Source organism: Flavobacterium sp. FlaQc-30 (assembly GCF_044005885.1).
Classification (GTDB): Bacteria; Bacteroidota; Bacteroidia; order Flavobacteriales; family Flavobacteriaceae; genus Flavobacterium.
The window spans coordinates 1-13215 of the sequence record NZ_JBIPCO010000005.1 but is presented as its reverse complement, the minus strand read 5'-3'; the positions used below and the strand labels follow the sequence as shown (position 1 = coordinate 13215).

At 35.6% G+C, this 13215-nt stretch carries 6 protein-coding genes; all 6 read right to left on the bottom strand.

Annotated elements, in window-relative coordinates:
* Positions 1-1398, bottom strand: a complete 1398-nt coding sequence (locus tag ACHRV0_RS12285) for a DUF4960 domain-containing protein (protein WP_395441034.1) — start codon at positions 1396-1398, stop codon at positions 1-3.
* Positions 1399-1417: 19 nt separating this feature from the next.
* Positions 1418-3109 (bottom strand): RagB/SusD family nutrient uptake outer membrane protein, encoded by a 1692-nt coding sequence (locus tag ACHRV0_RS12280; protein ID WP_395441033.1) that lies wholly within the window; start codon positions 3107-3109, stop codon positions 1418-1420.
* Positions 3110-3123: 14 nt separating this feature from the next.
* Positions 3124-6225 carry a SusC/RagA family TonB-linked outer membrane protein gene (locus ACHRV0_RS12275; protein ID WP_395441032.1) on the bottom strand — a complete coding sequence of 1034 codons (3102 nt, stop codon included), beginning with the start codon at positions 6223-6225 and terminating at the stop codon, positions 3124-3126.
* A 168-nt stretch (positions 6226-6393) separates the two neighbouring features.
* Positions 6394-8010 carry a glycoside hydrolase family 32 protein gene (locus ACHRV0_RS12270; RefSeq protein ID WP_395441031.1) on the bottom strand — a complete coding sequence of 539 codons (1617 nt, stop codon included), beginning with the start codon at positions 8008-8010 and terminating at the stop codon, positions 6394-6396.
* Positions 7973-9331 carry a sugar porter family MFS transporter gene (locus ACHRV0_RS12265; protein ID WP_343697963.1) on the bottom strand — a complete coding sequence of 453 codons (1359 nt, stop codon included), beginning with the start codon at positions 9329-9331 and terminating at the stop codon, positions 7973-7975. Before ACHRV0_RS12265 ends, ACHRV0_RS12270 begins: the two co-directional genes overlap by 38 nt.
* A 230-nt stretch (positions 9332-9561) precedes the next feature.
* Entirely contained in the window at positions 9562-12300 is a 2739-nt protein-coding gene (locus tag ACHRV0_RS12260) for a substrate-binding domain-containing protein (RefSeq protein ID WP_395441030.1), read from the bottom strand.
* Positions 12301-13215 lie beyond the last annotated feature (915 nt).

Sequence of the window (13215 nt, the reverse complement as noted above, 5' to 3'; positions counted from 1 at the left end):
TTATTTTGCTGCTAAGTAATTGATACTGTTTTGTGTCAGTAGTTTGATATTTGTAATAAACTCGTTTGCCTGACTTGGCACTCCGCTACTATTCGTTTCATTGTACCAATCGTAAGCTCCCATAGAAATAACTATTACATTTTTGTTGTTGCTTGTATTTGGAAATTCCGCAATGGTAACTCTTCCGTTCAGTTCATTATCCCAAGCTTCACTTGCCAGATTGGTTCCTCCGGTCTGGTTTCTCCAACCTTCTCCATTATTGTATCCGCCCCATTCCGGTAAAAACCACCACGCTGTATGGTTTAATCTGAAAGTGCCGCTTTGCAATAAATTGGCTTTTCCCGCTTCAAAAGTTATTAAACCTTGAAATATTGGATGGCCTTCATGACCAACGAATGACATTCCCCATGAATTTCCGTCTACAAAACCGTTTGGAAGAAAATCTCCAAAAACATTATTCGGTCCTTTTCCTGACGGAACAATTCCTAAAGCATCAACATATTGAGAAGCAAAAGAAGTCAAAAGCAAGTTTCCTCCATTTGTTCTGAAATTTTTCAATGCATTAGTAACGTTAGGATTATAAGCCACAGAAGGTAAATTTGTAGCCGAATCAAAATGCCACCAAATCACATCAATATCACTTAAATCGGCACCGTTTTGAATACTTTCAAAAGAAATGTATTTCGCTCCCGGGAAATTATCAAACAACCAGTTTGAAGCCGTAACTTCATCCATATTTGTAATTCCGGATCTTGTAGCCGCAGTTCCTAAAAATGCAACCGTTAATCCTGTAACTGGAACTCCAACGTTTGCCGTATAATTAACGCTTTTCCCCTTTGATGTTATTACAAAAGTCACAGCATTAGTAAAATCAATTGTTGCTCCTGATGCTGGTGAAATCGTAACTCCATCTGTTGTTTCAATTACTGGTTTTAGCACTGTTAAATCGGTACTTTCTGGAAGCGTCATGGTAATCGTTTTGCTAATGTCGTTTACTGTTGCTGCAACGCCATTAATTGTAAAACTCTTAATCGGACTTAAAACGGTTGTCGTTACTGTATAATCTTTATATAAATTACCATTAACCACTCTAAACTTTACCGGATTTGTAAAATTCATAGCCGAATTTAATTCCGGATTTGAAGTTGCGCCATCGACAAAAACAACTTCCGGTTTTATGGCTGTTATATCAGATCCGTAAGGCATTATAACCGTAATTTTACCTGTCGCCTGATCAATGTTCCCTGAAACTCCATTTAATTTAAATGAAAGCACATTTGATGGCGAACTCACATCAAATCCGCCAGTTTCAAAACTATTTTCGCAGGCAGTAATCATAAAAATCATTGCGAATACTATAGACACTTTGATCCAATATTTATTTAAAGCTTTTTTCATATTGCTGATTCTTTAAAGATTAATAACCTGGATTTTGTTTGTACAATCCCTGACTGAAATTAATTTGCTTCAACGGAATTGGACAATATTCTTCTTTATGTGCATCAAAAAAAGCATCCTGATAATAGGTACGTTTTGTTTTTTCTTTTGCATAAAAATCATTCATGACCTGATCTGTAATTCCCCAACGAACAAGGTCAAAGAATCGGCTTCCTTCCATGGCCAATTCCAAACGACGTTCCCAACGCAAAGCTTTACGGGCAAAATCCTGTGTCCAGTTGCAATTGCTTCCGTCAACATAAGTACTAATTTTGAAGTTGCTTACATACGGAAGTCTTCCTGTACTCTGCGCCGCTCTTTTTCTGATTTCATTAATCAACGGCAAAGCTTCAGATTGTCTTCCTAACTCAATCAAAGCTTCGGCACGCATCAAAATCACATCGGCATAACGAATCTGAATTCTGTTTTTAGAATTTCCGTAAAATGGATCAATATTTACAACACAGCTGCAATTTGGGGCAACGTTTTCTTTTAATGAAGCATAATAACCATACGTTCCTGGAGATCGTACCCAAGCTTCAACATATAAAAATTCTGGATCATATTTATAAGGCAAACCAGGCATTGCAACGGTATGATATAATCTTGGATCAACTGTATTTGCATCTATATTTTTATAATCAAAATCTTCGTTGTTGTACGTATCAAACTCAGGCAGACCGTTTGCTCCTGTTTTAAAAGCATTCACTAAATTTTGGCTTGGTTTATGAAAATCACAACAGCCTAAACCTTGTGGTGTGGAAAGAACGTCAGAAAAATTCAATCTTCCATATAAAGTTCCATCGTTGTCTGAAAACTGAATCGAGAAAATAGATTCCGGCCCGTTTTCATAAGTTCCCGGCAAGAAGTTGTTGGCAAAATCCGGTTCTAAAGACGCTTTTCCAATTACTTTATCCGTTGCTGCAATTACTTCCTGCAAATGCTGCTGATTGATTCCTGTAACTTTAAATGTTTCATCCTGCGTATACGCCTGATACAATCTTGTTTTTGCCAAATATGCATAAGCTGCTTTTTTATTGGCGCGTCCAACTTCTGGTTGCGTATCTGGCAAGTTATCGGCTGCTGCCTGAAAATCTTCAGCAATTTTACTCCAAAGATCTTCGTTTGAAAGCGCTTTGTTTGAAATCGTTTTATAATCTTCAACCGGAATATCTTCGGTAATATAGGGTACATTTCTGAACATGATTTTCAGCATGAAGTAAAAATGTCCTCTCAAAAAACGCATTTCAGCCATTCGTGTTTTCTTCAAGGGATAATCGGCTTCTGAGATTTGTTCCAAAGCTTTCAATGCTTTATTGGCTCTTGAAACACCAACATAACTGATGTACCAGAAACTATCCAATTCGCCAAAATCTGGACGGATATTATTGGATACTTCAAAAAAGTGAAAATCCTGAATATCATTAGTACCGCTTCCGCCTTTGTAGGCATCATCTGAACGAACATTCCCAAACGGCCATAAACTGTATGGAGAATCGTAATGGTCATTTCCTAACTGCGCGTAAGCTGCGTTCATAAATCCTTCAACATTCTCAGGCGTAACAATATCTTTTTCTGACAACACGCCACGTGGATCATTCTCTAAAAAATCGGAACAGGAAGCAAAGAAACCCAACACTGCAAATCCTGCTATATATAGTATTTTTTTCATTTTTAAATCTTTTATTATAAAGTAAAATTAAGACCAGCAGTAAAAGTTGTTGGTTGCGGATATCCAAAACCTGCATTTTCAGGATCTACTCCCGTGAAGCTTTTCGCATCAAGAATCAATAGATTCTGACCACTGATATAAAACCTGAAACTTTCCATGCTTAATTTTTTCAGTAAATCTTTTGGTAGACTGTAGCCAAACTGTAAAACTCTAAGTTTAAGGTAACTTCCGTTTTCTACATAATAAGTCGAGAATCTTGACTCCGCATTTCTATCTACTGTTGTCAATGCCGGAATAGTTGAATTTGGATTATCCAAAGACCAAGCATTCAGCAGACGGGTTCCTTTATTTGATCCAACATCATCGACACTCCAGAAATCAGTTTGATACTTTGTGTTATTGATGACATCAACATCTGTGGCACCTTCCCAAAAGGTAGTGAAATCAAAGTTTTTATAAGACAAATTCAAATTGATGCCGTACAGCAATCCTGGGTTTGGGTTTCCAATCCATGTGCGGTCTTTGTCTGTAATTACGCCATCTCCATTTAAGTCTTTATAGCGAATTCTGCCAAGTCCTTTTCCTTCCTGAATTGGCGAATTATCAACCTGATCCTGACTTGTAAACAATCCATCAGTAACATATCCGTACATCGAATTAATTGGTCGTCCTAAAATATTATCATCCAGTCCGTTTCCTCCATAATTGTTTTTTACTTCATCCGGCAGTTTTGTGATTTTATTTTTGTTTGCTGAAATGTTTCCTGAAATATCATATTTCAATCCAAATGAAGTTTCGTCATGATACCCCAAAGAAAATTCCCAACCTTTATTTTCCATAGAAGCTCCGTTTACCCAACGGTTTCCACCTTCTCCTATAACTCCTAAATACGGTGGCAATACCAAAATATCATCTGTTTTTTTGATATAATAATCTACAGAACCGCTTAGTTTTTGCTTGAATAAACCAAAGTCCAAACCAACGTTGGTCTGTGTCGTAGTTTCCCATTTTAAATCATCATTTCCTGACTGCGTTGCGATAAAACCAGACGGAAGCAATCCGTTTCCGTTTCCTGCAATATCATAAGCCGTTCCAAAAGAAGTTGCCCAAGTCGGGCTTCCGCCTGCGTAACTTGCCAGATATAACGAGTAAACCGCTGTATTACTGATTTCCTGATTACCCGTTTGCCCCCATCCTGCTCTTAATTTTAAATCAGAAATAGCAGTTATTTTATCTTTTATGAAATTCTCATTACTGATTCTCCATCCTGCAGAAACTGCTGGAAATGTCCCAAACTGATTGTTTTTACCAAAACGAGAAGAACCATCACGACGAATTGTAGCCGAAACCAAATAACGATTATCAAACTCATAATCTGCTTTTCCAAAATATGAAAGCAAAGAATATACGGTTGAAGTTCCGCTGGTAAAAGATTCTCCTGTTCCTGCATCTGGATACATATAATCCGGCGTTTCGATCAAAAAGTCATTTTTACGCAACGTGTTTGTGTCATAAGTATCTTTGTACATCTCCGTTCCCGCCATCAAATTAAGATTGCTTTTTCCAAAATTTAAGCTATAAATTGCTGTATTCGTCCAAGTCCATTTGTCACTGATTGACTGATCAATTGTAACAGAAGTCTGATCATTTTGGAGATAACCCGATTTGTAACTTCTTTGCAGCGTACGTTTTTTATAAAAACCATAATCCATTCCGAAACTGGTTTTGATGTGCAGGTTTTTAATGATTTCCAAATCCGCGTAAGCGTTACCAAAAAGGCGCAAATAATCGTATTTGTTGTCTTTATTATATTCTAAAAGACGAACCGGATTTTGTCTGTCGTTCATTCCCCCAACAGGTCCTCCCCAACCTATTCCATCTACAGTGTGTACTGGAATAATTGGTAAAGCTCTAAGTGCAGGATCTAAAACACCTGGATCTGTAACTTCGTTTGTACGGTTTAAACTGAAATTTTCGCCAATAACTAATTTTCCGTCAAAGTACTTGTATGAACTGTTGATTCTGGCAGAAATTCTTTCGAAATCAGTCGTTTTTACCACCCCTTCATTTCCGTAATATCCTAAAGAGAAAACATAATTCCCTTTCTCAGAAGCATTTGAAACCGATAAATCATAAGAATTGGCAACTCCGGTTTGAGAAATCGCATCGTACCAATCGGTATTTGAAGATTTTAGCGTTTGCTGAGCATCTAAATATTCCGGAACCAAAACTTTGTTCAATTGCGGTTTATTGTTGTTTACTGACCAGTCAAACTGATAACGCAAATTGTTATTATTCGGATTCAATCCGTCGTTAATATTTGCCTGCCAAAGTGCTTGTCCAAACTGGTTTGCATTTAGCACATCCAACTTTCTTGAATAATCAGAAAATGAGGCATACGTACTGAAATTGATTCTCATTTTTCCTTCTTTTCCTTTTTTGGTTGTAATGATAATTACACCGTTTGAAGCTCTAGAACCGTAAATACTTGCAGACGAAGCATCTTTTAGAACCTGAATAGTCTCAATATCATTAGGATTCAATTCGTGCATTCCCGATTTGGTTGGCATTCCGTCAATTACATAAAGCGGATCTGTATTGTTCAAAGTTCCAACACCGCGAATCACCACTTTTGTATTTCCTCCGCTTGGCGAGCCATCAGACGACACTTTTACTCCAGCAATTCTTCCCTGCAAAGCTTTGATTGGGTTTGGCTCCGGCTGTTTCATAACCTCTTTCATGTTCACGATGGCAACTGCCCCTGTAATATCCGTTTTCTTTTGTTTAGAATATCCTGTTACCACAACTTCATTCAGTTGATTGTTATCAACTTTCAGCGTTATGTTGATTGTTTTTTGCCCTTTAACTGAAATGGATTGCGGACTGTAACCTACAAAAGAAACTACAAGTACAGCATCTGAAGCAACGCTGGGAAAAGAAAAATTCCCGTCAAAATCGGTAACCGAACTGGTATTGGTTCCCGAAATCATTACTGTGGCACCTGGAAGCGGCATTCCGTCATCAGATGAAATTACCGTTCCTTTTATTCCGTTTTCCTGTGCCATCATGAGCATTGGAAAAAAGAAAAATAGAAAATAAAAAATCTTATTTCTCATAAATTTTGGTTTGGTTAAGGTTATTTTAATAGTTAGTGATGTTTTACTGCCATTCCCTAGCAGTTTTTTTATTTTGCAAATAGATGCAACGAGCCTGAAAGAGATTATCCTTCTTACGGTTGTACGATTTGTTTTTGGATTGAATTAGAAAAATTCTATTCGATTTTCTTATTGCTTTTTATTAATGTCCAATACTTGAATAATCCCATTTTTTAGTTCTATTTTCTGCTTTGAAGAAATAGTAAGGGCTGAAAATGGTTTGTTCAGGAAAAAGATTTCCGTCATCACTTTCTCGCCATTGTTATAAAAAATTTCAATTGAAGTTTTATCCAGAATAATTTTAAAAGCGACATTTTTTTGGCTTCCTTTCAAAAATGCTTTACTTACTGGTGTCGCAAACTTATCCGAGAAATCAATTTTTCCGGCTTTAGAACGATCAACAAATAAATAATTTTCTTTGTTGTTTAAACCAAAACTTAAAGATTCTCCATTTGCATTTGAAAGTGTAAAAGTATAATCTTCCTGTTTTAAGTTTTTTAAGTCTAAGCTAACAATTGCCTGTGTTAAATCAACTTTTCCGCTTTCGATTACTTTTAAAGTTCCTTTTCCGTTCAAACTTTGCACTTTAAGAGTTTTAGCAACATAATTATTTAATTCTCTTACTGGTTTACTCTCCAAGTTATAGTGGTTTCCTTTTTTTACCAATTGCAGTTCGCGCGGAATTGTGGTGCTGCTTCTCCAAGTCGTTGTTGGAACCTGCTGTGCATATTCCCAGTTTGACATCCATCCGATAAATAATCTTCTTCCGTCTGAAGATGGAATATTATTCCATGTCACTCCTGCATAATTATCTTTTCCATAATCTGCCCAAACTGCTTTTTCGTTCTGTACTCTTTCAGCAAAACCGGCGTCCATAGTAAATGTTTTTCCATTAAAATCGCCAACAAAATATTGAACTCCGGAACCTCCATTTGGCCCGCCGGGATTCAGATTTACTATTAAAACCCATTTGGTTTCCTTTGTTCCTTCCACTTTTATTTCGAAGAAATCAGGACATTCCCAAACGCCGCCATGAGCACCGATATTTTTTCCGAATTCAGATGCAAATTCCCAATTTTTCAGATTTGACGATTTGTAAAACTGTATTCGATCCTGTGCGGCCAAAGCCATGATCCATTGTTTGTGTGTCTTGTCCCAGGATACTTTTGGATCTCTAAAATCTCTAATTCCAGGGTTTTTCACGACAGGATTTCCTTCCTCAAATTTCTGCCATGTAAAACCATTATCGTTAGAAAAAGCAATATCCTGCTGTTCCACATCCATTTTGCCTGCTTTTTCCTTTGTCATATCATGCAACGTATAAATGGCAACAATCGGAGCTGTTTTTCCTGTTCCTAAGCCAGATGTGTTTTCCGTATCGACAACAGCACTTCCTGAAAATATATATTTGTCCTTATCTGGGTAAAGCGCAATTGGCTGTTCTTCCCATTTAATTAAATCTTTAGAAATCGCATGTCCCCAATGCATTGGTCCCCATGTGTTTCCATCAGGATAATACTGGTAAAACAAATGATAATATCCGTTGGCAAAGAACATTCCATTAGGATCGTTCATCCAGCCTTTTTTTGGAGTAAAATGAAAATGTGGGCGATACATTTGTTCTTCCGCTGTGTTCGATACAGTTGTGGCAACAGTTTGTGCAATTGCAAAAGACGGTTTTAATCCTATTATCGACAGTAAGGCAGCACTATAAAGAGCTAACGGCAGATGTTTCTTTGATTTCATTTTTGTGGTTGTTTTTGTTAGTTAGTGTTTCGCTTAAAGCTTCTAAAGAGAGTCCTTTTGTTTCCGGCATTAAAAACATTACAAATAATAATTGCAATACCATCATCAATGTAAAAATAAGGAATACAACTTCGGGGCCGATTTCTGAGAACAACATCGGAATTAAAGACGGAATAATAGCTGCCAAAACCCAATGTACGGAACTTCCAAACGCTTGTCCGGATGCGCGAATATGATTTGGGAATATTTCGGAAATAAAAACCCAAATTACAGCGCCCTGACCAATTGCATGTGAAGCAATAAAAAGGAAAAGAAAAATAGGAACCGATAAACCTCCCCAATTGTAATAAAAAGAAGCCGATACTAATCCGAGTGAGATAATATATCCAACAGAACCAATGTACATTAACAACTTTCTTCCTAATTTGTCGATTAATGCCACACCAATTAAGGTGAAAATAAGATTTGTAACTCCAATTCCGATACTGCTTAGCAATGCTGTATTTTGTCCTAAACCAGCTTCTTCAAAAATTCTTGGCGCATAATAAAGAAATGCATTAATTCCTGAAAACTGATTGAAAAAGGCAATTAAAAAAGCCAGAATTAAAGGGAAACGATATTTCTTCATGAAAATGTTTTCGTGTTTGGCAACACCGTTTTCACGGGAATCGTCTATTAAGTCAGTAATATTTGCAGACGGATCAATCGTATATAAAACTTTACGAGCTTCTTCGTCACGGTTTTTAGACAAAAGCCATCTTGGACTTTCGGGAATAGTCAAAATAAAAAGAATATAAATTAGAGAAGGAATTGCCTGAACGCCAATCATCCATCTCCAGGCATTTTCGCCAATATCTTTTAGAAGGTAATTAGATATAAAAGCAATTAAAATTCCTAATACAATATTAAACTGATACAAGGCTACCAATCTTCCGCGTTTGTCTGCCGGAGCAATTTCTGATACGTAAGCCGGAGCAGCAATAGTAGAAGCACCAACTCCTAAACCACCAATAAATCTAAAGGCAGCAAAAACAAACGGGTCATTAGCGAAAGCGGCACCGATTGCTGAAGCGAAATATAAAATTCCAATCCAGAACAACGTTTTTTTACGTCCTATTTTATTAGTTGGGATTCCTCCAAAGATTGCACCAACTACAGTTCCCCATAATGCCATTGCCATAACAACTGAACCATGAAAGGCATCTGACGAGTGCCACAGAAGCTGTAATTGTTTATCAGCTCCAGAAATAACTACGGTATCAAAACCGAAAAGAAAACCTGCCAGTGCAGCAGTAACAGACCAAATCAATATCTTATTCATTGTACATGTATTAAAAACTTGTTGCTAAGATATCTGCAAAAAAAACAACTTATTTTTAATGATGTTACAATTTATTTCTATAAATATTGATAGTTTAGCATTTTAAACCCAAAGCCTTTATTTACAAGATTTTACGTAAATTAAAAAACTTTTACGAAAACCATGTAGTTTCAATTATGTTACATAACCTTCAAAATTGATACTTTAAATGAAACAATTTTAAAGACAAATTAGCTTGACGTTTTATATTCTTTAGGAGAAATTCCAAATTTATTCTTAAAGGCTGTAGAAAAATAGTTTGGAGAAGAGAAACCTAATGAGTACGCAATTTCAGAAATATTCATCTCATTTGCCTTCAAAAGTTCTGCGGCTTTCTCTAATTTGACATTATTAATATGATCGCTAATATTAATTCCAATAATTGCTTTCACCTTTCTATACAGCTGAACTCTCGAAACGCCCAATTTGTCCGCCAAATCTTCAACTGAAAACTTTGGATTTTCGACATTCTTTTTAATGATGTCATTCATTTTGGTAATAAATGACTGTTCCTGATTTCCAAACTTAGATTCAGGTTCAACTCTGTAAATATTATTGGTGTAATAATAACGTAGTTTTTCTCTGTTGAAAAGCAAACTCGATAGCGATTGTTTTAGAATTGAAAGACTAAAAGGTTTTGTCAAATATTGATCTACTCCACTCTGCAGCCCTTTTAGAACCGATTCTTTATTGCTTTGAGCCGTTAGAATTATAATAGGAATATGTGAAGAACGGAGATCTTTCTTTAGTTCTTTGCTAATTTCGTAACCATCTTTATCTACTAAATTAATATCACAGATAATAATGTCTGGAATAATTTCTAAAGCCTTTTCAATCGCATCGCTTCCGTCCGAATTATAAACTACATATTCATTGGAAAGTTTGGCTTTCAAAAAGTTAACCAGATCTACATTGTCTTCTATAATTAATAGCGAATGTTTTTCAGCATCAGAAATTAGGTTTGAATTTTTTAAATCGGGTTCTATGTTTAAATTATCGGTTATTAAACTTGGAATACTGGTTAGATTTTCCACTTTCTGAGTAATCTCTGCTGGTTGCAAATGACTGCTTCCTTTTAATAAGGTAATCACAAATTCACTGCCTTGTTTTGATTTCAATTCAATCGTTCCCTGATGCAAAAGCACAAACTCTTTTGAGAGATGAAGCCCAATTCCTGAACTATTCTTATTGTTATTTGAAGCCCTGAAAAAGGGATCAAACACATTTGAAAGTTCATCATCAGGAATTCCAATTCCGGAATCTTTAAAATGTATTTTGACTGTATTATCCTGATTTTCGACAATTGAAATACTAATTTTACCATTGTCAGGCGTAAATTTAAAGGCATTTGACAATAAATTGAAATACACTTTATCCATTAAACCGCGATCAATAAACAGTTCCAAATTTTTGTTTTTACAAACCAATTGAAAATCAATATTTCTTCGGGCCGCTTCGCCTTTAAAGTTTGCCATGACTTCATTTGTGAAATCGTAAATCTTTGTATTGGAAGCTCTCAGCGTGAATTTTTGCTCTTCAATTTTCCTAAAATCCAGTAATTGATTGATCAATCGAAGCAATCTGTTTGAGTTCTTGTGAATCAGTTTTACTTCATCTATCAATGCGGTACCTTTAATTTTCTCATTTTCGATTAACGATTCCACATAACTCATTATTAGTGTAATAGGCGTTTTAAATTCATGCGAAAGTCCAGTGAAGAAATTCAGTTTTGCTTCGTTGCTTTTAGTTGCAATCTGAGCCATTTCCTGAATTTCATTGTTTTGGTCAATTACCGTTTGATTGATTCTTTCTAATTGTTTCTTCTTTTTTGAAATCGAAATTGTAGAATAAATACTGTAAATCGTTAAGCTCAAAATAATTACAAGAAAAAAACTAAGCAGTCTTACCAAATTATTCTGCGAAGCATATTCTCTTTCCTGCACTTTGATTGCTCCTTGCTGCGATTCGATAACCAACTGTTGCTGATCGACTTTATCCATTTGGTTTTCGATAATTTCAGCATTGTTTTTGTCAATAACAATCGTATTTAGAATGTTGTTTCTTGGGATTGACTCCTTGTTGTACATTTTCAGCGCCAGCTTCAGCGCTTCGTTTCCTCCTGTCGGATATAAAATGGTTCCGTCAAGCACACCGTTTTTTACTAGCTCAATACCGCCATTTACGGAGTTCAGGGCATCCACGCCAATAAACTTGATTTTCTTTTCAAGCCCGAGGGTTTTGGCAGTTTCCCAGGCGCTTAAAGCCATTCTGTCGTTATGAGCGAAAATATATTCAATATTTGGATTTTGCAGCAGAATTGCCTTCAAAGGCGCCTTAACAGATTCTTTTTCCCAGTCGCCCTGAATGGTGTTTACAATCTTAAAACGCTTATTCTCGTTGATAATCTGATTGAAACCAAGTGTTCTTTCATAAGCTGGAGATGATCCGCTGGCACCAGTGATTTCTATAATATTACCGGAACCTTTACTGTGCGAGATAATGTAACGACCAGCGATTCGGCCAATTTCAATATTATCGGCTCCGAGATAAGCCGTATAACTTTCCCCTTCAATTTTGCGATCGACAATAAGAACAGGAATTCCCGCTTTCATCGATTTTTCTACAACTGCCGTTAATGGTTTGGACTGAATTGGCGATACAATAATAACATCCACTTTATTCGAAATAAAACGTTCGATATCTTCGATTTGTTTCGCAACGTTATTATGGGCGTCTTTGATTGTTAAATCTACTTCAGGATGCAAGGAAGCTTCAATTTTTATTGAACTATTCATTTGCTTGCGCCAATCATCGGTCGTCATCGCCTGTGAGAAACCAACTCTAATTTTGTCACCCTGTTTTTGTCTACAGGAGATTAAACTTAAAGATGCCAAAAAGAGCATCAAAATATATTTTACAAATTGATACATGAAATTTTGAGTTTTGTAAATAAAAAATAGGCATTTAAAATGCATTCTTTAATCTAGTTTGTCTAAACAATTAGGAAGGATTATTTTTTAAATGACAAACTGGAAAAGGTGTATAGTTTAAAAAGTAAAATTAAACTTTTATTTCATGTACACAAATGAGCAAACGATATATCTGATGCGATATAATAAAAATACTTATATTCATTTAATCAATTTAGAATCAAATAAATTTTCGATTGAATCCTCGACAGGGCATCTAAACCAAATTTACAAAGCCAATGGAAGACAGATCCTACATATAGTAAGCCAATTTCTTCAAATCATCCAAAAATGATGTTGTAATTTGTCCTGTCGAGGTCACAAAGCCAAATGGCGCCAATTGAATACAATTGGCGCCATTTTTTTATTTATGCTAGTAAACACGGCTGAATTTTAATCATTTTTGATTTTATTTTCTTTCTTTAAAATAATAGCAAAATTGCTTCAGTGTATATATTTATATAAAAAACAGCACAGATAGTTAATTTATCATTCGATAAGTTAACAGGATCCAACACCAAGAATGAAGCGAAAATATGAGTTAATAATATCTTATTTTTTTTAGATGTATTCAATTTCAGAAAATGAAATCTCATTCTAAAATGGCTCAATATTTCAAAATTATTTGAATTTCTCGCTCTCATTTTTTTCAATTGTAATTCTTGCTAGACTGAAGCAAAAAAAATGGTCTACTCCCCACCCGCGAAAACCAGAAATAAAGAAGCCTAAGAAAAAGAAGACAATCCTAACTAACTAACTAACTAACTAACTAACTAACTAACTAACTAACTAACTAACTAACTAACTAACTAACTAACTAACTAACTAACTAACTAACTAACTAACTAACTAACTAACTAACTAACTAACTAACTA

Excerpts from the sequence above, each read along its gene's own strand:
- ACHRV0_RS12265 (WP_343697963.1), bottom strand. The coding sequence starts at position 9,331 with ATGAATAAGATATTGATTTGGTCTGTTACTGCTGCACTGGCAGGTTTT.
- ACHRV0_RS12260 (WP_395441030.1), bottom strand. The coding sequence starts at position 12,300 with ATGTATCAATTTGTAAAATATATTTTGATGCTCTTTTTGGCATCTTTA.
- ACHRV0_RS12285 (WP_395441034.1), bottom strand. The coding sequence starts at position 1,398 with ATGAAAAAAGCTTTAAATAAATATTGGATCAAAGTGTCTATAGTATTC.
- ACHRV0_RS12270 (WP_395441031.1), bottom strand. The coding sequence starts at position 8,010 with ATGAAATCAAAGAAACATCTGCCGTTAGCTCTTTATAGTGCTGCCTTA.
- ACHRV0_RS12280 (WP_395441033.1), bottom strand. The coding sequence starts at position 3,109 with ATGAAAAAAATACTATATATAGCAGGATTTGCAGTGTTGGGTTTCTTT.
- ACHRV0_RS12275 (WP_395441032.1), bottom strand. The coding sequence starts at position 6,225 with ATGAGAAATAAGATTTTTTATTTTCTATTTTTCTTTTTTCCAATGCTC.